The 23487-nt window shown below is 61.0% G+C and carries 22 protein-coding genes; 1 reads left to right on the top strand and 21 read right to left on the bottom strand.

Translation table 11 applies throughout. From position 1 onward, the window contains the following. Positions 1 to 210 precede the first annotated feature (210 nt). Complete coding sequence (locus tag FKV68_RS06825; RefSeq protein WP_180940787.1) at positions 211 to 678, top strand: DUF5680 domain-containing protein; 468 nt, start codon at positions 211 to 213, stop codon at positions 676 to 678. A gap of 82 nt (positions 679 to 760) precedes the next feature. Here FKV68_RS06825 and FKV68_RS06820 read toward each other — a convergent pair whose 3' ends face one another. From FKV68_RS06820 to FKV68_RS06720, 21 genes are all read right to left on the bottom strand, one after another. Further along, positions 761 to 1447, bottom strand: coding sequence for an ABC transporter ATP-binding protein (locus FKV68_RS06820; RefSeq protein ID WP_180940786.1), 687 nt, complete (start codon positions 1445 to 1447; stop codon positions 761 to 763). Positions 1448 to 1465: 18 nt separating this feature from the next. Further along, complete coding sequence (locus tag FKV68_RS06815; protein WP_180940785.1) at positions 1466 to 2776, bottom strand: lipoprotein-releasing ABC transporter permease subunit; 1311 nt, start codon at positions 2774 to 2776, stop codon at positions 1466 to 1468. Positions 2777 to 2794: 18 nt separating this feature from the next. Then, positions 2795 to 4123 carry a proline--tRNA ligase gene (gene proS, locus FKV68_RS06810; protein ID WP_180940784.1) on the bottom strand — a complete coding sequence of 443 codons (1329 nt, stop codon included), beginning with the start codon at positions 4121 to 4123 and terminating at the stop codon, positions 2795 to 2797. A gap of 798 nt (positions 4124 to 4921) precedes the next feature. Further along, positions 4922 to 5191 carry a DUF1467 family protein gene (locus tag FKV68_RS06805; protein WP_180940783.1) on the bottom strand — a complete coding sequence of 90 codons (270 nt, stop codon included), beginning with the start codon at positions 5189 to 5191 and terminating at the stop codon, positions 4922 to 4924. A gap of 229 nt (positions 5192 to 5420) precedes the next feature. After that, complete coding sequence (gene mce, locus FKV68_RS06800; protein WP_180940782.1) at positions 5421 to 5825, bottom strand: methylmalonyl-CoA epimerase; 405 nt, start codon at positions 5823 to 5825, stop codon at positions 5421 to 5423. Positions 5826 to 5898: 73 nt separating this feature from the next. Continuing rightward, complete coding sequence (locus FKV68_RS06795) at positions 5899 to 7566, bottom strand: ribonuclease J (protein ID WP_180941432.1); 1668 nt, start codon at positions 7564 to 7566, stop codon at positions 5899 to 5901. Between the two features lie 25 nt (positions 7567 to 7591). Then, positions 7592 to 8359, bottom strand: a complete 768-nt coding sequence (locus tag FKV68_RS06790) for a biotin--[acetyl-CoA-carboxylase] ligase (RefSeq protein WP_180940781.1) — start codon at positions 8357 to 8359, stop codon at positions 7592 to 7594. Further along, on the bottom strand, positions 8356 to 9801 hold the full coding sequence (gene nuoN / locus FKV68_RS06785; RefSeq protein ID WP_180940780.1) for an NADH-quinone oxidoreductase subunit NuoN: 1446 nt from the start codon (positions 9799 to 9801) through the stop codon (positions 8356 to 8358). Before nuoN ends, FKV68_RS06790 begins: the two co-directional genes overlap by 4 nt. 19 nt (positions 9802 to 9820) lie before the next feature. Further along, positions 9821 to 11332 carry an NADH-quinone oxidoreductase subunit M gene (locus tag FKV68_RS06780; protein WP_180940779.1) on the bottom strand — a complete coding sequence of 504 codons (1512 nt, stop codon included), beginning with the start codon at positions 11330 to 11332 and terminating at the stop codon, positions 9821 to 9823. Then, positions 11332 to 13326 (bottom strand): NADH-quinone oxidoreductase subunit L, encoded by a 1995-nt coding sequence (gene nuoL, locus FKV68_RS06775; protein ID WP_180940778.1) that lies wholly within the window; start codon positions 13324 to 13326, stop codon positions 11332 to 11334. Before nuoL ends, FKV68_RS06780 begins: the two co-directional genes overlap by 1 nt. 7 nt (positions 13327 to 13333) lie before the next feature. Continuing rightward, on the bottom strand, positions 13334 to 13642 hold the full coding sequence (nuoK, locus tag FKV68_RS06770) for an NADH-quinone oxidoreductase subunit NuoK (RefSeq protein WP_180940777.1): 309 nt from the start codon (positions 13640 to 13642) through the stop codon (positions 13334 to 13336). Between the two features lie 28 nt (positions 13643 to 13670). Next, entirely contained in the window at positions 13671 to 14285 is a 615-nt protein-coding gene (locus tag FKV68_RS06765) for an NADH-quinone oxidoreductase subunit J (protein ID WP_180941431.1), read from the bottom strand. Between the two features lie 144 nt (positions 14286 to 14429). Then, entirely contained in the window at positions 14430 to 14921 is a 492-nt protein-coding gene (nuoI, locus tag FKV68_RS06760) for an NADH-quinone oxidoreductase subunit NuoI (protein ID WP_026612510.1), read from the bottom strand. Positions 14922 to 14985: 64 nt separating this feature from the next. Then, positions 14986 to 16029: an NADH-quinone oxidoreductase subunit NuoH gene (nuoH, locus tag FKV68_RS06755; protein WP_180940776.1), complete on the bottom strand. Its 1044-nt coding sequence runs from the start codon at positions 16027 to 16029 to the stop codon at positions 14986 to 14988. 20 nt (positions 16030 to 16049) lie between these two features. Beyond that, a complete protein-coding gene (gene nuoG, locus FKV68_RS06750; RefSeq protein ID WP_180940775.1) occupies positions 16050 to 18131 on the bottom strand; it encodes an NADH-quinone oxidoreductase subunit NuoG in 2082 nt (693 codons plus the stop codon). Positions 18132 to 18245: 114 nt separating this feature from the next. Continuing rightward, entirely contained in the window at positions 18246 to 18884 is a 639-nt protein-coding gene (locus FKV68_RS06745; RefSeq protein ID WP_180940774.1) for an NADH:ubiquinone oxidoreductase, read from the bottom strand. 6 nt (positions 18885 to 18890) lie between these two features. Then, positions 18891 to 20195 (bottom strand): NADH-quinone oxidoreductase subunit NuoF, encoded by a 1305-nt coding sequence (gene nuoF, locus FKV68_RS06740; RefSeq protein WP_180940773.1) that lies wholly within the window; start codon positions 20193 to 20195, stop codon positions 18891 to 18893. 11 nt (positions 20196 to 20206) lie between these two features. Further along, positions 20207 to 21346, bottom strand: a complete 1140-nt coding sequence (locus tag FKV68_RS06735; RefSeq protein ID WP_180940772.1) for an NADH-quinone oxidoreductase subunit E — start codon at positions 21344 to 21346, stop codon at positions 20207 to 20209. A 16-nt stretch (positions 21347 to 21362) separates the two neighbouring features. Next, positions 21363 to 21617, bottom strand: a complete 255-nt coding sequence (locus FKV68_RS06730) for a hypothetical protein (RefSeq protein WP_136504278.1) — start codon at positions 21615 to 21617, stop codon at positions 21363 to 21365. Next, positions 21617 to 22807 (bottom strand): NADH-quinone oxidoreductase subunit D, encoded by a 1191-nt coding sequence (locus FKV68_RS06725; RefSeq protein ID WP_180940771.1) that lies wholly within the window; start codon positions 22805 to 22807, stop codon positions 21617 to 21619. Before FKV68_RS06725 ends, FKV68_RS06730 begins: the two co-directional genes overlap by 1 nt. Before the next feature lie 57 nt (positions 22808 to 22864). Then, entirely contained in the window at positions 22865 to 23470 is a 606-nt protein-coding gene (locus tag FKV68_RS06720) for an NADH-quinone oxidoreductase subunit C (RefSeq protein WP_180940770.1), read from the bottom strand. Positions 23471 to 23487 lie beyond the last annotated feature (17 nt).

The raw sequence follows: 23487 nt of genomic DNA, 5'->3' as shown, positions 1-23487 counted from the left end.
ATCCCGCAATTCAACGCTCATGGTTAATGCGCCACGGCAGCCAGCATTGCGGACTGCGGGTGTGAACTGTGATCCGGCCGAATTGAACGCGCCGAGACCGCCTCCGTTGGGATCGACGCAAGCCAAGGCGTCAACAAGAGCCTGTTCCCTTTTTGTTCTTTACAGCCTGACGACGTTGCGCCATCCTCCGTGAGCAATGGGAGGACGCTCATGTTCAGCATCGAGGAACTCACCGCCTTTATCGTCGAGGCGAAATCGAAGACCTATATCGGCGACGGCGGGGCACTTCCCGCCAACAGACCCGGCTCGCGCGATGTTGGGCACCAGCGTGGCGCGTGGCGTTATCTCGACAGCTATTTCGGTGGAACGGATTTTGCCGGCCAGGAAGCGGTTTGGCACGATGGCAAACCGCGCTGGGCGATGAATTATTTCGGCCGCATCACCCGTCCGGACCTGATCGATGCGCGGCGGGCCGGCGCCGTCATCAAGGCGGCATTGCAGACGATGTACCACGAAAAGCGCCATTTCCTCGGCGGCATGGAATACCAGCACGCTTATGGCTGCAACATCGACAGCAGCCGCGGCGGGACCAAACACTTTTCCGGGCGCGAGGTCATTTTCGTCGACGGCGAAGAAGCCTATGAGCTCGATTACCGCGGCGGGCTCATCTTCCCTTGACGCTACTGCAGCGATCATCTTTTCAGATCCGCAAAGCGCGCCATAGCACTTCGATCCGCCGCGTAGCGGCGGCGCCTCGAGGCTACTTCAGTTCGACGACCTTTCCGTCCTCGATCGTTACACGGCGATCCATGAGGGATGCGAGTTCATGGTTGTGCGTCGCAATCAGTGCCGCAAGGCCCGACTGGCGCGCCAGCGCCTCCATCGCCTCGAACACATAGCCGGCGGTTTCGGGATCGAGATTGCCGGTCGGCTCATCAGCCAGGAGAACGAGCGGCGCATTGGCCACGGCACGGGCGATGGCGACACGCTGCTGCTCGCCGCCGGAGAGCTCGGACGGCCGATGGCTGCCACGGTGGCCGATGCGCATATAGTCGAGCAAGGCGGCCGCTCTCTCTGCTGCTTCTGCCTTCGGAAGGCCGGCAATCAGCTGCGGCATCATGATGTTCTCCAGCGCGGAGAATTCCGGCAAGAGATGATGGAACTGATAGACGAAACCGATCTCCTTGCGCCGGATCGCCGTGCGCCGGTCGTCGCTGAGCCCGTTGCAGGCCAAGCCGTTCACGACGACCTCGCCTGCGTCCGGGTGCTCGAGCAGTCCGGCGACATGCAGGAGCGTCGACTTGCCGGTCCCGGAGGGCGCCACGAGCGCGACGGTCTCGCCGCTTCGCAGCGTGAAATCTACCCCCTTGAGGATCGGCAGGTAGGTGTCGCCCTCGCCGTAATGCCGCTCGATGCCGGAGAGCTGCAGTGCCACACGCGCATTCATTTTGCGTTCTTGTCCTTGTTATTCGTACCGCAGGGCCTGCACCGGATCGAGGCGCGAGGCACGCCAGGCCGGGAAGATCGTGGCAAGGAAGGAAAGGGCAATCGCCATGATGACGACGGCGATCGTTTCGTCCGCATTCATATCGGCGGGAAGCTGGCTCAGGAAATAGAGCTCCGGATTGAAGAGCGTCGTCCCCGAGACCCACGAGAAGAACTGGCGAATCGATTCGATATTGAGGCAAACGACGACGCCGAGGAGCACGCCGGCTATCGTGCCGGCAACCCCGATGGCGGCCCCGGTCATGAAGAAGATGCGCATTACCGATCCGGACGTCGCGCCCATCGTTCGGAGGATCGCAATGTCGCTGCCCTTGTCCTTCACCAGCATGATGAGGCCGGAAATGATGTTCAAGGCCGCCACCAGCACGATCAGCGTCAGGATCATGAACATCACGTTGCGCTCGACCTCGAGTGCGGAGAAGAAGGTCTTGTTGCGATCGCGCCAGTCGGTGATGAAGATCTGCCGGCCGGCCGCATCTTCAATAGGCTTGCGCAGGGCATCTACGGCGTCCGGATGCTCGGCGAATATTTCGATCGATTGGACGAGGCCCTCAGCATTGAAGTAGAGCTGCGCCTCCTCGAGCGGCATGAAGATGATCGTTGCGTCATATTCCGACATGCCGATTTCGAAGATCGCCGAAACGGTATAGGCCTTGACACGCGGATTCATGCCCATGGGTGTCACATCGCCATTCGGCGAGGTCAGCGTGATCGTGCCGCCGACACGAATCCCCAGTTGTTCGGCCATGCGCGAACCGATTGCGACACCGCTGCCGGACGCAAAGCCGACCAGATCGCCGGACTGAATGTGCTCGGAGATGGATTTCAGCTTCGAGAGGTCGTCGGGACGGACCCCTCGAACGAGGGCCCCTGTCGAGGCGTCACCGTAGCCTTGTGCCAGAACCTGTCCCTCGACCATCGGGATCGCCATGGTCACACCCGGCACTGCCGAAAACTTGGTGGCCAGCTCGGCATAGTTGGTCAGCGGGCCATCGAGCGGTTGCACGATGATATGACCGTTCATGCCGAGGATGCGGGAAATGAGTTCGGTGCGGAATCCATTCATCACCGCCATGACGATGATCAGAGTCGCGACACCCAGCATGATGCCGATGAAGGAAAATCCAGCGATCACCGAGATGAAGGCTTCCTTCCGTCGCGAGCGCAGATAGCGCCAGGCCACCATGCGCTCGAACGCGGAAAAGGGACGGCTGGAAGGCACCCTGGACTGAGCGGCAGCCTGCACCTGGTCTTCCGTCGCCGCAGCCATCTTCGCTTCCTTCGTCCTTTATCTCGTCGCAGCCAGCTTGTTGATCGCGGCTTCGATCGTCATCGTCTCGCGCTCGCCGGTCTTGCGGTCCTTGACCTCGACTTCGCCGTTCGCAACCGAACGCGGGCCGACGATGATCTGAACCGGAACACCAATAAGGTCGGCGGTCGCAAACTTCGCGCCTGCGCGATCATCGGTATCGTCCAGAAGCACGTCGAATCCAGCCTTCCCGAGTCCCGAGTAGAGCGTGCCGCTGGCCGCATCGCAAGCGGCATCACCCGCTTTCATGTTGATGACGACGACATCGAACGGGGCGATCGACTTCGGCCAGATGATGCCGTTATCGTCGTGCGACGCCTCGATGATCGCGGGCACCAAACGGGTCGGGCCAATGCCGTAGGAGCCCATGTGCACGGTGTGCTCCTTGCCGTCGGGCCCGAGCACCTTCGCACCCATCGCTTCGGAATATTTTGTGCCGAAGTAGAAAATGTGGCCGACTTCGATGCCGCGTGCCGACACGCGCTCTCCCTCGGGAACAGCGTTAAAGGCCGCTTCGTCATGCATTTCCGAGGTCGCCGCATAACGCGACGTCCACTTCTCGAAGATCGTCTTCAGGCCGGCGACATCGTCGAAATTGGTATCCTCTCCCGGAATGTCAAAACCAAGGAAGTCCTTGTGGCAGAAGACTTCGGACTCTCCGGTGTCGGCAAGAATGATGAACTCGTGGCTGAGATTGCCGCCGATCGGACCGGTATCGGCGCGCATCGGGATGGCGCGCAGGCCCATGCGGGCGAAGGTGCGCAAGTAAGCGGCGAACATCCGGTTATAGGCGTGCTCCGCCCCTTCGCGATCAAGATCGAAGGAATAGGCGTCCTTCATCAGGAACTCGCGCGAGCGCATCGTGCCGAATCGCGGACGGATCTCGTCACGGAACTTCAACTGAATATGGTAGAGATTGAGCGGCAGGTCACGATAGGACTTCACATAGGAGCGGAACACGTCCGTGATCATCTCCTCGTTCGTCGGGCCGTAGAGCATCGGCCGGTCCTGTCGGTCCTTGATGCGCAGCATCTCCTTGCCGTAGGCATCGTAGCGTCCGCTCTCCTGCCACAACTCAGCCGACTGCAGCGTCGGCATCAGGAGCTCGATCGCGCCCGAACGGTTCTGTTCTTCGCGAATGATCGCGTTGACCTTGTCGAGCACGCGCTTGCCAAGCGGCAGCCATGTGTAGATGCCGGCGGATTGCTGGCGGATCATGCCCGTCCGCAGCATAAGGCGGTGGGAAACGATTTCCGCTTCCTTCGGATTTTCCTTCAAGATGGGCATGAAAAAGCGGGACAGGCGCATGACGGGTTCCAGAACTTGGTGAACTTCGCACTATCGGCGGATTTGGGCGAAATGACGTTGTGCTTCGGCAGCCGTTTTCGCCTGAGCCGGGAGAAACGGTTTGCCTTTACTCAGATCGTACTCTTGAATTTCTTCCCCCGGCACGGCCAGCGGAAAGCATTTCGAGATCAGCGTTCATAACCGCTTCGCGCGCGGATGAAAACCCTGCAGTCGCGGGAAGAAAGCTACATAATAGATGGCGTTTGACAGGAAATGCGCGGCGCTAGCCTGCGTCAAAAGAGCACGGAAGTAACAGGACAGAGGCGGCTCCTGTCAACGGAAAAAAATTGCCAGACTGTAGCAAAAATGCAAAAAAAGCAGATGACAGCGCCCAATGTTTGAGCTAATTTCGGCTCACAAAACAGGCAAGAAGACCAAATTCTTGCCGAAATTCGCGGTCAAGTCTTGGGAGGATAAGATCTTAGGCGCGCTCGTTCGCTGCCGCCGGAAACGGATCAGAGATCACGCGAAACTTAAAAAACAAGGCTTTACGCCTTGTTTTTTTTTGCTTTTTCGCGATATTTCCTTACCGAAGCACCTCTTGAAATATGTCAATTCTCCGGCTGTCAAGCCGAGAATTTTCAATTGACGCGGAGGTCACTGCACGAATGGCGCCTGCACCTCCCGGAATGGCGAGAAAACAGTGATATGGATGCAAGTTCAGGGGCTGGGCTTTTGCCCGCTGGCACGCTTTTTGCCCATTGACAATTCGAAGTGCTACAGCGTCCTTCGTACGTCCGCCCGCTATACGGCGGCCGTTCAGTAAAATTTCGGCGCGAAACGCGGAATGGAATCGATCCCGTATCCCAGTTTGACCGAAACGACGTACCAACCGACATGAATGGCGGCAGCGATGACAGTCGTCAGCAGCACGACGCGCAATGCACGAAAACGCGCCGGTGCGCTTTCGACACTGCCGGGAACGACGTCGTTCTCCTCCGCTTGCGTCCGCACTCCGAGTGGCAGAACGGTGAAGAGCGTCAGCCACCAAATGATGAAGTAGATGGCAAGGGTTGAAAAAGCGGACATTTGGGTCTCAAGTCATATCGCTGGATGAACCTACGGCGCCGCGTTCAGACGCACAAAGGAACGCTGTAGCATTTTGAATTGCTACATGTTTTTGCCCTTAAATCGGCTACGATTTAAGGAAACATGCACTGGCACCGGCACACTTCCACCGAAATTACCGCGGGGCCAGCACGTTCGCCTTATAGCGCCACTCAGCCCAACCGGCAAATAACTGGACCGCGCCTGACTGTCACACCTCTTCGAGTTCGATCAGGGTGCCATGGAAGTCCTTGGGATGCAGGAACAGGACCGGCTTGCCATGGGCGCCGATTTTCGGCGTTCCGTCGCCGAGCACCCGCGCGCCCGCCGCCTTCAACCGGTCGCGAGCCGCCATGATGTCTGCCACCTCATAGCAAATGTGGTGCATGCCGCCCGCCGGGTTCTTCGCAAGGAAGGCGGCGATCGGGGATGCCTCGCCTAGCGGTTCCAGCAGTTCCACCTTCGTGTTCGGGAGCGTTACGAACACCACCCTAACACCGTGTTCGGGAAGCGCCTGCGGCTCGGTCACGTTCGCACCGAGCGTCGCACGATAGCTCTCAGCCGCCGCTGCCAAATCAGGCACGGCGATCGCCACGTGATTTACCCTTCCCAGCATCGAATGCTCCCTTTCCTCGAAGACCAAGGCCGAGGCTCCGTAGTGGTTTACGTCGCGCCTTCAGGTGAGGAAATCAGACTTTGGTAACAAAGACGGTGACGACCGGCTTCTTGCCCCACACCTGATTGGAGGTACTGCGCACGGCGCGGCGAACCGCTTCCTGCAACATAGCGAGATCTTTCCGCTTTGCCCGAGGAATGCTTTCTACCGCGCCGAGCACCGCGTCGTAGAGCGTATCGCTCATATCCTCGCCCTCGTCGTCGAATTCCGGAAGTCCAATCGGTACGACGACCGGATCACCGAGGAAATCATAGCGGTTGTCGAGCACGACATTGACGGAGACGTGGCCGGCAAAGGAGAGCTTGCGCCGCTCGCCGATACCCATCTCATCAAAGTCGCCAATCAGTGTTCCATCCTTGTAGATGCGACCGTGCGGCGCCTCGTCGATCACTTCCGCAGGACCGGGCGCCAGGCGCAGGATCTCACCGTTGCGCAGCCGCGGTACGCTGGCGATCCCGGAATGCAGCGCCAGTTCAGCATGTGCCGTCAGGTGGGCTGCCTCACCGTGGACGGGCACGACGATCTGCGGCTTGACCCACTGGTACATCTGCTGCAGCTCATTGCGCCGCGGGTGGCCGGAAACATGCACCAGCGCCTCGCTGTCGGTGATGATGTGAATGCCCTGCTCGATCAGACCATTCTTGATATCGTTGATCGCCTTCTCGTTGCCCGGAATGGTTCGTGAGGAGAAGACGATCGTGTCACCGGCGGAAAAGGCCACATTCCGCATCTCATCCCGGGCAATCTTGGCGAGCGCGGCCCGCGGCTCTCCTTGGCTGCCGGTCAGGATCACGACGACCTTGTCGCGCGGGATATAGCCGAACTCGTCCTCCGCCAGGAATGGCTTCAGCCCCTCCATCAGGCCGAGGTCCCTCGCCACGTCGACGACGCGCTTCATCGAACTGCCGAGCAGTAGAACCTCCCGGCCCGCGGCCTCTGCCGCTTCGGCGACGGAGCGAATGCGGCCGACATTCGAGGAAAACGTCGTGATGCCGACACGCCCCTCGGCATCGGCAATGATCTTCGCCAGGCTTTCGGAAACCTGCTGTTCGGAAGGAGAAACGCCGTCGCGAAGCGCATTGGTGGAGTCGCAGACGAGCGCCAACACGCCTTCCTCGCCGATCTGGCGGAAACGCGCCTCATCGGTGATAGGACCGAGCGACGGCTTGAGATCGATCTTCCAGTCGCCCGTATGCACAACGGTGCCGAGCGGCGTTCGGATGATGAGTGACATCGGCTCGGGGATCGAATGGTTGACCCCGACTGCCTCGATGCCGAAGGGGCCGATATTGATCCGGTCGCCCTGCTTGAAGATCGTGATCGGAATTTCGCCGCGGCTCTTTTCGAAATCGCGCTTCGCCTCAAGCATGCCGGCGGTAAAGGGCGAGGCATAGACGGGAACGTTGAGACCCGGCCAAAGGTCGTTCAGCGCACCATAGTGGTCCTCATGCGCGTGCGTGATGATGATCGCCTTGAGGTTGCGGCGCTCCTCAGCAAGGAAGGCGATATCCGGCAGGACCAGTTCGACGCCGGGCAGTTCTGGACCGGGAAACGTCACGCCGCAATCGACCATGATCCACTGGCGATTGCCCGGCCGGCCATAACCATAAAGGCCAAGGTTCATGCCTATTTCGCCGACGCCGCCGAGCGGCAAGAACACCAATTCTTCTTCCTGCGCCATATCTCTGCGCACCCCTATTCTTCAATCATCCAAAAAAAACGTCACCGGCGGCAATCGCCTGCTGCGTGCCGGCGCCCGTGTCGAGCAACAACCGGCCGTCGTGATCAATACCGGCAAAACGGCCTGAAAGCGACCGATCCGGTAGGTTGACGGTGATCGTCTCGCCGATCCCGCGCGCTGCCGAACGCCAGAGCTCGATGACCCTGGCGACGCCCGTGCCGTGATCCCAGAGCGCGAGCATCTCGGCCACGGCGAGAAAAAGGTGTGCAAACAGTTCTTCCGGCGACGCCGATGCCCCTTCACGACGAAGAGACGTCGCGGGATAGAGGGCCCCCTCCGGCGCAACGCCGACATTCACGCCGATGCCGATGACCAGCGCCCGGCGGCCATCGGCAAGCTCCTCTCCCTCAAGAAGAATGCCGCATACCTTCTTGCCATCGACGAGGATGTCATTCGGCCACTTGATCTCAACCGGCGGCGCGGCCGGCGGCATCACCGTCCGGATCGCCCGATGCGCAGCGACCGCGACGGCAAGAGGCAGGGAATGCAGGCGCGCGATCGGCGCCGGATCGATGAGAAGCAGCGATGCGTAGAGGTTGCCGGGTTCGGAAACCCATGCACGGCCACGACGGCCGCGGCCGCCCGTCTGGCGGCCGGCAGTGATCCAGAGATTGCCCGGATCACCTTCGCGCGCCTTCGCCAGGCACTCGCTGTTGGTCGAGACGGTCTCGGCGAGCGCGACGTGCCGGAAATCGTCAGGCGAAATCCGGCCGCCGCCCTTCCCGCCGGTCAAAAGAAGGTCCGGGCCGCAGCTTCCGCGGCGCTCCCGAGCGGTCCGCCAATCAGCACGTATCCGAGCACGAACAGACCGGAGAGGCCGAAGACAAGACGCAGTTCGCCGGCGGTGCGCGCGAACTCACCCTTGGCCTCATCGAACCACATGACCTTGATGACGCGCAGGTAATAATAGGCACCCACGACGGACGCGAGTACGCCGATGATCGCGAGCGCGTAGAGATGCGCCTCGATTGCGGCGACGAACACGAAATACTTCGCGAAGAAACCTGCAAGCGGCGGGATGCCTGCCAGCGAGAACATCAGGACCGTCAGAACCGACGCCATGAACGGATTGGTCTGCGAGAGGCCGGCAAGGTCATCGATATTCTCGACGTACTCGCCTTCCTTGCGGCGCATCGCCAGAATGCAGGCGAAAGTGCCGAGCGTCATGATCATGTAGATCAGCATATAGAGGATCACGCCGCGCACCCCGGCCATCGAGCCGGCCGCAAGGCCGACCAGGGCATAACCCATGTGACCGATCGAGGAATAGGCCATCAGCCGCTTGATGTTCCTCTGGCCGATTGCCGCAAAGGCACCGAGCAGCATGGAAGCGATCGAGATGAAGACGACGATCTGCTGCCAGTCCGCCACCACCGGTTCGAAGGCGTTGATGACGATGCGGACGAGGATCGACATCGCCGCCACCTTCGGTGCGGCTGCGAAGAAGGCGGTCACCGGGGTCGGTGCGCCCTCATAGACGTCCGGCGTCCACATGTGGAAAGGAACTGCGGAAATCTTGAAGGCCAGGCCCGCGAGAATGAAGACCAGGCCGAAAACGAGACCCAGCGACCGGCCTTCCGCCGTCAGCGCCGCGGCGATCTCGTCGAAGCCGGTATGACCGGTGAAGCCGTAGACGAGCGACATGCCGTAAAGCAGCATGCCCGACGACAGAGCGCCGAGAACGAAGTATTTCAACCCGGCTTCGGTCGAACGGACGCTGTCACGGTTGATCGCCGCCACGACGTAGAGCGCCAGCGACTGCAGTTCCAACGACAGATAGAGCGAGATCAGGTCGTTGGCGGAGATCATCAGCAGCATGCCGAGGGTCGCCAGCACCAACAGGACCGGAAACTCGAAGCGATCGATCTGCGCCGAACGGGCATGCCCGACGGTCATCACCATCGCCGTAATCGAGCCGATCAGGGCCAGGACCTTCATGAATCTGGCGAAGGGATCGGAAAGGAAGGCGCCGCCATAGGCCTCACCCTCGCCCGTCTTCAGGACCAGCCACAGCCCGGCGATGATCAGCAGTGCGACGGCAAGTCCGGTTACCGTCGACGTGGCCGACCTTTCGCTCGAAAAGACACCGATCATCAACAGAACCATCGCGCCGACCGCGAGGATCAGCTCGGGAACCGAGAGTTGCAGGCTTGCAAAGAGGGTTTCAGCAGTCATGTCCAGTCACGTCCTGTGGTCATTGCACCGAAAGCGCAACGTCTTGCGCTGCCTGCAGGGCTGCGGAGTAGTTGTTGACGAGCAGATCCACGGAGGCCGCGGTCGCATCGAAGACCGGTGCCGGATAGACACCGAAGAAGATCGTCAGGATCACCAGCGGATAGAGGATAAGCTTCTCACGTGCCGACAGATCGAGGAGCGCCTTCAGGCTTTCCTTCTCGAGCGCGCCAAAGATCACCCGACGATAAAGCCAGAGGGCATAGGCGGCTGAGAGAATGACGCCGCTGGTCGCGAAGAAGGCCACCCACGTATTGGCACGGAAGGCGCCCACCAGCGTCAGCACTTCGCCGATGAAGCCCGAGGTGCCGGGAAGTCCGACGTTCGCCATGGTGAAGACCATGAAAGCGACCGCATATTTAGGCATGTTGTTGACGAGGCCGCCATAGGCAGCGATCTCGCGGGTATGCAGCCGGTCATAGACGACGCCGACGCAAAGGAAGAGCGCGCCCGAGACGACGCCGTGCGACAGCATCTGGAAGATGGCGCCCTGCACGCCCTGCGTATTGGCGGCGAACGTACCCATGGTGACATAGCCCATGTGCGCCACCGAGGAATAGGCGATCAGCTTCTTGATATCGGTCTGCATCATCGCCACCAGCGAGGTGTAGATGATCGCGATGATCGACAGTGTGAAGACGAACGGCGCGAAATAGTCCGAAGCGAGCGGGAACATCGGCAGCGAGAAGCGCAAGAAGCCGTAGCCGCCGAGCTTCAGGAGGATGCCGGCCAGGATGACCGAACCCGCGGTCGGGGCCTGGACGTGCGCGTCCGGAAGCCAGGTGTGGACCGGCCACATCGGCATCTTCACGGCGAAAGAGGCGAAGAAGGCGAGCCAAAGCCAGGTCTGCATTCCCCGCGGGAACTTGTAGGCAAGCAGTTCGGTGATGTCGGTCGTACCGGCCTGCCAGTACATCGCCATGATGGCGAGCAGCATAAGTACGGAGCCCAGCAACGTGTAGAGGAAGAACTTGTAGCTCGCATAGACGCGGTCCCTGCCGCCCCACACGCCGATGATGATGAACATCGGAATGAGGCCCGCCTCGAAGAAGACGTAGAAGAGCACGATGTCGAGCGAGACGAAGACGCCGAGCATAAGCGTTTCCAGGATCAGAAACGCGATCATGTATTCCTTCAGGCGCTTCTCGATCGTCAGCCAGCTGGCCAGCACGCAGAACGGCATCAAGAGCGCGGTCAGCGGTACGAACAGCACCGAAATGCCGTCGATGCCGAGGTGATAGGAGATGCCGGTGCCGAGCCACTCGCGCTTCTCAATCATCTGGAAGCCCGGATCCGCGGGGTCGAACTGATACCAGATGTAGAGCGAGACGGCGAAGGTGAAGATCGTCGTCAGCAGCGATACGTTCAGGATGTTCCGGCGGCCGTAGGCGCTGTCTTCCCTTGTCAGCAAGAGAAGCAGAACGCCGACGAGCGGCATGAAGGTGACCGCGGAAAGTACGGGCCAATCGGTCATCAGAAGGAACTCCCGAGCATCATCCATGTAACGAGCGCAGCGATGCCGATCAGCATGGCGAACGCGTAGTGATAAAGGTAACCGGTCTGCATCCGCACGACGCGATCGGTCACATCGAGGACACGCGCCGCAACACCATTCGGTCCAAAGCCGTCGATTACCCGGCCGTCACCCTCCTTCCAGAGGAACGTGCCGAGACGCTTCGCGGTGCGCACGAAGAGGAAATCGTAGAGCTCGTCGAAATACCACTTGTTGAGCAGGAACTGGTAAAGACCGCGGTGCTGATTGGCGAGGTACTTCGGCGTCTCCGGCGAGCGGATGTACATATACCAGGCGGTGTACAGGCCGAGCGCCATGGCGACGAATGGGCTCCACCGCACCCATAGCGGAACGTGGTGGTATTCCTCGAGAATTTCGTTTTCCGGCAGCGTGAAGAGAGAGCCCTGCCAGAACTCCACATAGTGATGGCCGAAGAAATAATCGTGGAACAGGAAGCCCGCGACGAGCGCGCCGGCGGCCAGGATATAAAGCGGCACCAACATCACCTGCGGAGATTCATGGACGTGATGCATGACGTCCGAAGAAGCCCGCGGTCTGCCGTGGAACGTCATGAAGGTCAGGCGCCAAGAATAGAAGCTCGTGAACAGAGCGGCGATCACCAGAAGGATGAAGGCGAAGGTGGAGACGGCACTATGCGAGGCGAAGGTCGACTCGATGATCGCATCCTTCGAGAAGAAGCCGGCGGTACCGAAGACGGTTCCCGGAATGCCGACGCCCGTCAGCGCAATCGTGCCGATGAACATCATCCAGTAGGTGACCGGGATGTGCGTCCGCAGGCCGCCCATGTAGCGCATGTCCTGCTCGCCATCGACGGCGTGGATCACCGAACCGGCGCCAAGGAACAGGAGCGCCTTGAAGAAGGCATGCGTGAACAGGTGGAAGATCGCAGCGCCATAGGCGCCGACGCCCAGAGCCACGAACATGTAGCCGAGCTGCGAGCACGTCGAGTAAGCGATGACGCGCTTGATGTCGTTCTGCACCAGGCCGACGGTCGCGGCAAAGAAAGCCGTGATGGCGCCGATCAGGGTAACGACGGTCAATGCATCGGGCGAGAGTTCGAACAGCGGCGACATGCGTGCGACGAGGAAGACACCGGCGGTGACCATGGTTGCTGCATGAATGAGGGCCGACACCGGCGTTGGGCCTTCCATGGCGTCCGGAAGCCAGGTGTGCAGCAGGAACTGTGCCGATTTGCCCATCGCGCCCATGAAGAGCAGCAGGCAGGCGGCCGTCACGGCATTCGCCTTGTCGAGGTGCATGCCGAAGAGCGTGATGACGGCTTCCCCGGCCTCCGCGCCTTCTGCCGGCAGGTAGCTCTGCGCGGCGGCGAAAACGGTTTCGAGATTGATCGAACCGAAGAGCACGAAGACCAGGAAGATGCCGAGCGAGAAGCCGAAGTCACCGACGCGGTTGACGATGAAGGCCTTGATCGCCGCAGCGTTCGCTGAAGGCTTCTTGTACCAGAAGCCGATCAGCAGATAGGACGCAAGACCCACGCCTTCCCAGCCGAAGAACATCTGCAAGAGGTTGTCCGACGTGATCAGCATCAGCATCGCGAAGGTGAAGAGCGACAGATAGGCGAAGAAGCGCGGCCGGTTCGGGTCATGATGCATGTATCCGATCGAATAGACGTGCACCAGCGACGAGACCGTATTGACGACCACGAACATCACGGCCGTCAGCGTGTCGACCCGGAAGGCCCATTCGACATCGAAGCTGCCGGACTGGATCCAGCGCAGCACGGATACCTTGATCATCTCCTCTTCGCCGAGCGCGACGTTGAAGAAAACGAGCCAGGACAGCGCGACCGCGACGAGCATCAGGCCGGTGGTCACATATTCGGATGCCTTGGCACCGATCTGCGTGCCGAGAAGACCAGCAACGAGAAAGCCGATCAGAGGCAGAAAGACGATAGCCTTGATAATGGTGTCCATAGCCCAATCAGCCCTTCATCATGTTGACGTCTTCGACGGCGATCGAGCCGCGGTTGCGATAGAAGACGACGAGAATTGCAAGCCCGATGGCCGCCTCGGCGGCCGCCACGGTCAGAATGAACAGCGCAAAGACCTGGCCGGTGATGTCGTTGAGGAAGGCCGAGAAGGCGACCATGTTGATGTTGACCGAGAGCAGGATGAGTTCCACCGACATCAGGATGATGATGACGTTCTTCCGGTTCAGAAAGATGCCGAAGACGCCGAGCGTGAACAGGATGGCGCTGACGGTCAGATAGTGGGAAATTCCGATTTCCATGTTGTAGTTCCTCGACCTCGCGTCCGGATTAGATGCCCTGCCCGGGCTTGACGGTGACCACCTCGACGGCGGTCTCGGGTGCGCGGGCAACCTGCCGCGGAATGTTCTGGCGCTTGATGTTCTCGCGGTGCCGCAGCGTCAGTACGATGGCGCCGATCATGGCGACGAGCAGCACGAGCCCTGCGATCTGGAAGAAGTAGATGTAATGCGTGTAGAGAACGTCGCCGAGTGCGGCCGTGTTGGTCCGCTCGGTAACCGGCGGGATCGGCATCGCGATGCCCTTGGCGATTTCCGGCGAGAACGCCGCTCCGCCGACGACGATGATGAGTTCCGCCGCAAGGATCAAGCCGATCAGCGCGCCGATCGGCGCATATTCAAGCACACCTGCACGCAGCTCCGCGAAATCGATGTCGAGCATCATCACCACGAACAGGAACAGCACCGCCACCGCGCCGACATAGACGACGAGCAGGATCATTGCCAGGAACTCGGCCCCCGTCAGCAGGAAGAGCCCCGCCGCGTTGAAGAAGGTCAGGATCAGGAACAGAACCGAATAAACCGGGTTCTTCGACGCAATGACCATGAATGCCGATGCCACCGCAATGAAGGCAAAGAGATAGAAAAAAAGAACCTGCAGACCCATGATCGGTGCCTTTTTCGTCTTGCTCGGCGTGAAGGCGCCTGCCTCCACTCCACGGGCAAAGCCGGACACGGTCCGGCGAGCGCCCAATACCTGTTTCACAAGCGCCGCCCTCAAGCGGCGCGATACAGCGTCACGCAGATAGCCTCAGCGGTAGGGCGAGTCCATCGCGATGTTACGCGCGATTTCCCGTTCCCACCGGTCGCCGTTGGCGAGCAGCTTTTCCTTGTCGTAGTAAAGCTCTTCGCGCGTTTCGGTGGCGAATTCGAAGTTCGGTCCTTCGACGATGGCGTCGACCGGACAGGCTTCCTGGCAGAACCCGCAATAGATGCACTTCACCATATCGATGTCGTAGCGCACCGTGCGGCGCGTGCCGTCGTTACGGCGCGGGCCTGCCTCGATGGTGATTGCCTGGGCAGGACAGATCGCCTCGCACAGCTTGCAGGCGATGCAACGCTCTTCCCCGTTCGGGTAACGGCGAAGCGCATGCTCGCCGCGGAAACGCGGGCTGACCGGTCCTTTTTCGAAGGGATAGTTCACCGTCGCCTTCGGCCTGAAGAAATAGCGCATGGACAAAAAGAACGCGCCGACGAATTCCTTGAGGAACAGCGAGCTGACGGCTTGCGAAAGACCGGCCATCATTTACCTCCAAAGTTGCCGGCCTCAGAGACGCCGGCGGTATGCAGCGAAGCTCGAGCGGACATCAAGCCCACCCCATCAGCTTCAAAACGAATGCGACGATGACGACCATGCCGAGCGAGAGCGGAAGGAAGACCTTCCAGCCGAGGCGCATCAACTGGTCGTAGCGATAACGCGGCACGAAGGCCTTGACCATCGCGAACATGAAGAACACCAACGAGGCCTTGAGCACGAACCAGATGATGCCCGGGACCCAGTTCAGGAACCACACGTCGAGCGGGGGAAGCCAGCCGCCGAGGAACAGGATCGTCGTCAGCGCGCACATCAGGCAGATCGCCGCGTATTCGCCGAGCATGAACATCATGTACGGGGTCGAGCCGTATTCGACCATGAAGCCGGCGACGAGCTCGGATTCGGCTTCGGGCAGATCGAACGGCGGACGGTTGGTCTCGGCAAGGGCCGAGATGAAGAACACGATGAACATGGGGAAGAGCGACAGCCAATGCCAGTCAAGGAAGGAAGCCGGCAGGCCGATCATCGTCCCAAGACCGTCGGTCTGCGCAACGACGATGTCCGACAGGTTGAGCGAGCCGACGCAAAGCAGAACCGTGACGATGACAAAGCCGATCGAGACTTCGTAGGACACCATCTGCGCCGCGGAACGCAAGGCACCGAGGAAGGGATACTTTGAGTTAGACGCCCAGCCGCCCATGATGATGCCATAAACTTCGAGAGAAGATATGGCGAAGACGAAGAGGATACCGACGTTGATGTCCGCGATCACCCAGTTCGCGTTGAGCGGAATGACCGCCCAGGCAGCCAGCGCAAGCGTCACCGAGACCAGCGGCGCAAGAAGAAAGATCGTCTTGTTCGCGCCCGCCGGAATGACCGGCTCCTTGAAAACGAACTTCAGGAGGTCGGCGAAGGACTGGAACAGTCCCCAGGGACCGACGACGTTCGGGCCGCGGCGAAGCTGAACGGCAGCCCAGATTTTGCGATCGGCCAGCAGAACGTAGGCGATGAAGACCAGCAGCGCGACCAGCAGCAGCAGCGACTGGGCGATGATGATGGCCGCGGGCCAAACATAGGTCGAAACGAAAGCGTCCATGATGCTCTATTCCCTCGCGCTCATTCCGCCGCAGCTTTGAAATTGTTGCGTGCCAAAGCCGAGCATTCGGCCATGACGGCGGATGCGCGCGCTATCGGGTTCGTCAAATAGAAGTCTTTGACCGGAGACGCAAACGCGGATTTTGCCATCTCACCTGCTTTTTGCGCGAGTGCGGCAATTTCATCGCTGTTGCCGGCTGCGATCGCATCGATCTCCGCGAAATGCGGGTGCGCTGCGTAGAGTTTTGCACGCAATTCGCCAAGCGAATCAAAGGGCAACTTCCGGCCGAGCACATCGGAAAGCGCGCGGATGATGGCCCAGTCTTCGCGCGCATCGCCCGGGGCGAAGCCCGCGCGGTTACCGAGCTGGACCCGGCCTTCGGTGTTCACCCACGTCCCGGATTTTTCCGTGTAGGTCGCGCCCGGCAGAATAACATCGGCCGCGTGCGCACCGTTGTCGCCATGCGAACCGATATAGACAGTGAAGCCGGCTTTGCGCGTCGAAAGATCAATCTCATCCGCGCCGAGCAGGAACAGCACTTCGGCGCTGCCGACCATTTCCGCCGCCGACTTGCCGCCTTTGCCGGGGACGAAGCCGAGATCGAGACCGCCGACGCGCGAGGCCGCGGTGTGAAGAACGGCAAAGCCATTCCAGTCCGCACCGACCGCGCCAACCGCGGCCGCGAGCTTTGCCGCGTTGGCGAGGACGGCTGCCCCGTCCTCCCCTGCCAGCGCGCCCTGGCCGACGATGATCAGCGGCCGCTCAGCCTTCTTCAAGGTCGCGAAGAACTTGGCCTTGCCAGAAAGAACTTCGGCAAGCGTTTCGCTCCCTGCGCCGAGATATTCATACTCATACCGCAACTCGCTTTGTTCGCCGATCACCGCGATCGGGAAGTTGCCCATGCGGTAGCGCTTGCGGATACGTGCATTGAGCACGGACGCTTCGAAGCGCGGATTGGAGCCGATGATAAGCAGCGCATCGGCGCTTTCGATACCCTGGATCGTCGGGTTGAAGATGTAGCTGGTGCGGCCGAGCGACGGGTCAAGCGCGGCACCATCCTGTCGGCAGTCGATATTCTCAGAGCCGAGCGACGCGACAAGTTCCTTCAGCGCGTACATTTCCTCGACGGAAGCGAGGTCGCCCGCGATCGCACCGATCTTGTCGCCCGAGCTGTTTGCCACAGCAGCTTTGATCGCCTGGAACGCATCGCTCCAGCTTGCAGGCTGAAGACGGCCATCCTTCTTGACGTAGGGACGGTCGAGGCGCTGTGTCTTCAGGCCATCCCAGATGAAGCGGGTCTTGTCGGAAATCCACTCCTCGTTGATGTCCTCGTTGACGCGCGGCATGATGCGCATCACTTCGCGACCGCGCGTGTCGACGCGAATCGCCGAGCCAAGCGCGTCCATGACATCGATCGACTCGGTCTTGTTCAGTTCCCAGGGACGGGCCGTGAACGCGAAGGGCTTCGAGGTCAGGGCGCCGACCGGGCAGAGGTCAACCACGTTGCCCTGCAGCTCGGAGGTCATCGCCTGTTCGAGATAGGTGGTGATTTCGGCGTCCTCGCCACGGCCGATGAGGCCAAGCTCGGCAATGCCGGCGACCTCCGTGGTGAAACGGACACAGCGCGTGCAGTGGATGCAGCGGTTCATCACGGTCTTCACCAGCGGGCCGATGTACTTGTCCTCGACCGCGCGCTTGTTTTCCTGATAGCGCGACGAGTCGATGCCGAAGGCCATGGCCTGGTCCTGCAGGTCGCACTCACCGCCCTGGTCGCAGATCGGGCAGTCGAGCGGATGGTTGATCAGCAGAAATTCCATCACGCCTTCGCGCGCCTTCTTGACCATCGGCGTGGTCGTGAAGACTTCCGGCACCTCGCCATTCGGGCCGGGGCGCAGATCGCGCACGCCCATCGCGCAGGAGGCTGCCGGCTTCGGCGGTCCGCCCTTCACTTCGACCAGACACATGCGGCAGTTACCGGCGACCGAAAGCCGCTCGTGGAAACAGAAGCGCGGAACCTCGGCACCGGCCTCTTCACACGCCTGCAGCAGGGTGAAATGATCCGGGACCTCGATCTCTTTTCCGTCGACTTTCAGCTTTGCCATCTTCGCACTCAATCCTGTCTTCCGTCCGCCTGCCCCTCGGCGGCAGACAATTCCTTTACAGCCACGCGGCTTTCCGGCGATGGCCGCTGGGGGTCATCGCCTCTTAATCCTTCATCACGCGCCCTTGAGCGCCTTAGCTTGCCCTACCCAGTCGTCACGCAGGATGCGGCCATCGAAGCCGAGTTCCTTATCCAGCCGAGCTACGTCCGCCTCGCTCCAGCCGGCCATGTCGGCAAAGCGGCGAATGCCCCTGGCGTTCAAGACCTGCTCGAGCTTCGGACCGATGCCGGAAATCCGCTTGAGGTCATCGCCAGCATCCTGCTTCGCAGTCTTGGCCCGCGCCTTCGCCTTCGGCTTGGACACCTTGGGAGACCGCGCAACAACAACGGGAGCCGGCGAGGTTTCCGGGGCTTGCTGCACCGCCCGCTTGGCTAGCGCAGCCGTAGGCTTGGGCACGGCGGCCTTTGGCTGCTCCGGCGTCGGGATGCTCTTCTGCATCGCACCGACCGCGCCCTGCATCGCGCCGAACATGATGCCGGCGATGTGGCTCGATAGGCCGAAACCAAGGGCCGTTGCGGCCGCAACGGCCGCCGTCGGATGCGCCATCAGCGGGGCCAGCGAAAGGTTCGGCATGTTCTTCATCCATTCAGCCATGCCGAACGGATCGGCCGGGTCGACGCCGAGGGAGCGCGCGAATGGACCGACTGCGTCGGCCTTTTCCATGCTCTCTCCGTCCTTACGTGTCCCGGCCATCGGTCGTTACTCCGCTGCTTCGAGCACCGCGCCGTATGGCGTCGCGTTGCGTGTGTATTCGTCGATGCGCTTTTCGATCTCCGGACGGAAGTTGCGGATGAGGCCCTGGACCGGCCAGGCAGCCGCATCGCCGAGCGCACAGATGGTGTGGCCCTCGATCTGCTTCGTCACGTCGAAAAGCATGTCGATCTCGCGCTTCTGCGCGCGGCCCTGCACCATGCGTTCCATCACGCGCCACATCCAGCCCGTGCCCTCACGGCACGGCGTGCACTGGCCACAGCTCTCGTGCTTGAAGAATGCCGAGATGCGGGCGATCGCCTTGATGATGTCGGTGGACCTGTCCATGACGATCGCGGCAGCGGTGCCGAAGGACGACTTGACCTCCCGCAGACCGTCGAAGTCCATCGGGCAGTCGATGATGTCTTCCGCCTTGACAACCGGGCACGACGCACCGCCCGGAATGACGGCCAGGAGGTTGTCCCAGCCGCCGCGGATACCGCCCGCATGCTTTTCGATCAGCTCGCGGAACGTGATACCCATCGCCTCTTCGACCGTGCACGGCTTGTTGACGTGGCCGGAGATCATGAACAACTTGGTGCCGACATTGTTCGGACGGCCGATCGAGGAGAACCAGCTGGCACCACGACGCAAGATGGTTGGGGCGACCGCGATCGATTCGACATTGTTGACGGTCGTCGGGCAGCCGTAGAGACCCATGTTCGCCGGGAACGGCGGCTTCAACCGCGGCTGTCCCTTCTTGCCCTCAAGGCTTTCGAGCAATGCGGTTTCTTCGCCGCAGATGTAGGCGCCGGCGCCGTGATGGACGAAGATGTCCATGTCCCAGCCGTGCTTGTTGTTCTTGCCGAGCAGACCCGCGTCATAGCACTCGTCGATCGCCGCCTGCAGCGCCTCGCGCTCGCGGATGTATTCGCCGCGCACGTAAATGTAGGCGGTATGGGCGCCCATGGCGAAGCTCGCGACCAGACAGCCTTCGATCAGCGTGTGCGGATCGTGGCGCATGATGTCACGATCCTTGCAGGTACCGGGCTCCGACTCGTCGGCGTTGACCACCAGATAATGCGGCCGTCCGTCGCTTTCCTTCGGCATGAAGGACCACTTCAGCCCGGTCGGGAAGCCGGCGCCACCGCGACCGCGAAGGCCCGACGCCTTCATTTCGTTGATGATCCAGTCCCGGCCCTTTTCCAGGATCTGCTTGGTGCCGTCCCAATGGCCGCGCGCCATGGCGCCCCTCAGGGACTTGTCCTTGAGGCCGTAGAGATTGGTAAAGATGCGGTCTTCATCTCTTAGCATGGTTCACCTCTTTACCGCGGCTTCTTGCCGAAAACCTTGATGTATTCGGCTTCGCCGCCCTTGGCGAGCGCCTTGGCCTGCTTGACCCAGTCATCGCGCTCGATGCGGCCCGTGAAATTCAGGTACCCGTCGACCCATTCGCGCTCGGCCTTTTTCCAGGAGGCAACCTGCGCAAACGTGAAGATACCGATCTCGTGCAGGGTGGCCTCGATCTTGGGGCCGACGCCCGAGATCAGCTTGAGATCGTCGACGGCCACCGGCTTCTCGATAGCCGCCGGGCGGTTCTTGTCTTCGAGAGACGGCCGGCCCGCGACGGCGGGCTTGGCCGGCTTGGACTTGTCGATTGTCTCGCCTTCGATCTTGGCGATGGCGGCCGCTTCTTTCCTGGCGGTCACCGGCGTCTTCAATGTCGGATTGGTAACGGCGCTCGCAGTCTTCGCCCTTGCCGCATTCGCCGGAGGGATGCTGACTGCCGGCTCGCTCGAAACCTTCTTCGCCCGGCCGGGGTTGGCCGGTGCCGGGCTATTTTCCTTCGCCGGATCCTGTGTCAGCAAGGTCGTCGGACCACCAATCGGCGCAGAATAGACGCGATCGATCTGCGGGCCGGGCGTGACCCCTGTACCCTTGCCTGCTTCGAAACTGTCGATGATCTGCTCCAGACGCTCGGCTGTCAGGTCCTCGAACGTGTCCTTGAAGATCATCACCATCGGCGCGTTGACGCAGGCGCCCTGACACTCGACTTCTTCCCACGACAGGGTGCCGCTCTCGTTCAGAGCGAAGGGCTCCGAGGCGATCTTGCTCTTGCAGACCCTGATCAGGTCCTCCGCGCCGCGCAGCATGCAAGGCGTCGTCCCGCAAACCTGCACATGTGCACGTGTCCCAACGGGTTTCAGCTGAAACTGCGTGTAGAACGTCGCGACTTCGAGAACGCGGATATAGGGCATGCCAAGCATGTCTGCGACCGACTCGATCGCTGCCTTCGTCACCCAGCCGTCCTGCTCCTGAGCGCGCATCAGCAAGGGAATGACCGCCGACTGCTCGCGGCCCTTCGGATATTTCTTGATCGTTGCCTTGGCCCAGGCAGCATTCTCTTTGTTGAACGCAAAGCTCGCTGGCTGGACAGTGTCTTCGGCTAGTCGACGAACGGACATTCTAGTGGACACCTTATCAGTTAATCGAACCGCACCGCGATTTCGCCACCGAGACGAATTCGCAGGCATAGGCTGACTGGTCTTTCTGCAAAAATACGATGTAGCGCGTGCCGTTGGCGACCGCGGCCTTGATCTCATAGCCCTTCGACAGGAGCGCGGACATGGAGCCGCCGCGCAGCGCCTCGGACGACGCGCTGTTCACGTCCTCCTGGGCGAAAGCCGCAGAAGTGAACGCAAGAAGCCCGAGAACGGCAAGCGGCGCCAGACGCATCAGCGGTCTACCTCGCCAAAAACGATATCCAGGGAGCCCAGCACGGCCGAGACGTCGGCGAGCTGGTGTCCGCGACAGATGAAGTCCATGGCCTGCAAGTGCGCATAGCCCGGGGCACGAATCTTGCACCGGTACGGCCTGTTCGAACCATCGGAGACGAGATAGACGCCGAATTCGCCCTTCGGCGCTTCGACTGCGGCATAAACCTCGCCGGCCGGCACGTGGTAGCCCTCGGTATAGAGCTTGAAGTGGTGGATCAATGCTTCCATCGAGCGCTTCATCTCGCCGCGCTTCGGCGGCACGATCTTGCCGTCCATCGACGAGACCGGCCCCGCCTTCGCGTCGCCGAGCAGACGGTTCACGCACTGGCGCATAATCATCGCCGACTGGCGCATCTCGATCATGCGGATCAGGTAGCGGTCGTAGCAGTCGCCGTTCTTGCCGATCGGGATGTCGAACTCGAGGTCGGAGTAGCATTCATAGGGCTGCGCGCGGCGCAGGTCCCAGGCGGCACCCGAGCCGCGCACCATGACGCCGGAAAAGCCCCAGGCCCAGGCATCCTCCAGCTTGACGACGCCGATATCGACGTTGCGCTGCTTGAAGATGCGGTTTCCGGTGAGGAGCTCGTCGATATCGTCGACGGTCTTCAGGAACGGATCGATCCACTTGCCGATATCCTCGACCAGCTGATGCGGCAGGTCCTGGTGCACGCCGCCCGGACGAATGTACGCCGAGTGCATGCGGGCGCCGCAGGCGCGTTCGTAGAAGACCATCAGCTTTTCGCGCTCTTCGAACCCCCACAACGGCGGGGTCAGCGCACCGACGTCCATCGCCTGCGTAGTGACGTTAAGAAGATGCGAGAGGATGCGGCCGATTTCCGAATAAAGAACACGGATGAGCTGGCCGCGGATCGGCACTTCCGTGCCCGTCAGCCGCTCCACCGCAAGCGCGAAGGCATGTTCCTGGTTCATCGGCGCAACGTAATCGAGCCGGTCGAAATAGGGGATAGCCTGCAGATAGGTCTTGGTCTCGATCAGCTTTTCGGTGCCGCGATGCAACAGCCCGATATGCGGGTCGACGCGCTCGACGATTTCGCCATCAAGCTCGAGTACCAGGCGGAGAACACCGTGCGCCGCCGGATGCTGAGGGCCAAAGTTGATGTTGAAGTTGCGGACGTTATGTTCGGTCATACCGATTGCTCCAGGCCGGATGACATCCTCGACGGATCGTCACGGGCCGACTTAGTCTTACCGTGCCTTCGCCTTCTCATCGCCGGGCAGGACATACTCGGTCCCTTCCCATGGCGAAAGGAAATCGAAGTTGCGGAATTCCTGCTTCAGTTCGACGGGCTCATAGACGACGCGCTTGGCCTCGTCGTCGTAACGCACTTCGACGAAACCGGTCACCGGGAAGTCCTTGCGCAACGGATGACCTTCGAAGCCGTAGTCCGTCAGGATGCGGCGCAGATCCGGGTGCCCGGTAAAGAGAATGCCGTACATGTCGTAGGCTTCCCGCTCGAACCAGTCCGCGCCCGGATAGACCGCAGTCGCCGACGGCACAGGCTCACCTTCGCCGGTTTGAACCTTTACGCGGATGCGCAGGTTCTGCCGCGGCGACAGCAGGTGATAGACGACATCGAAACGGTCCGGCCGCTGCGGCCAGTCGACACCGCAGACATCGACCAGGTTGACGAAGGCACACTGCACGTCGTCACGCAGGAACGTCAGCAGCGCGACGACATGTTCCACCGTGACCGTCACGGTCAGCTCGCCGAATTTGATCTCTGCATCGGCGATCAGCGCACCGCGCGTCTCGCGAAGATAGGAGGCAAGCTCGTTCAGGGCTTCACTCATCTTAAAGACCCCCTGCC

It is taken from the genome of Sinorhizobium mexicanum, assembly GCF_013488225.1.
GTDB classification, from domain to species: domain Bacteria; phylum Pseudomonadota; class Alphaproteobacteria; order Rhizobiales; family Rhizobiaceae; genus Sinorhizobium; species Sinorhizobium mexicanum.
Note: the sequence above shows the minus strand (reverse complement) of the source record. Positions and strands in the feature narration are given on the sequence as shown.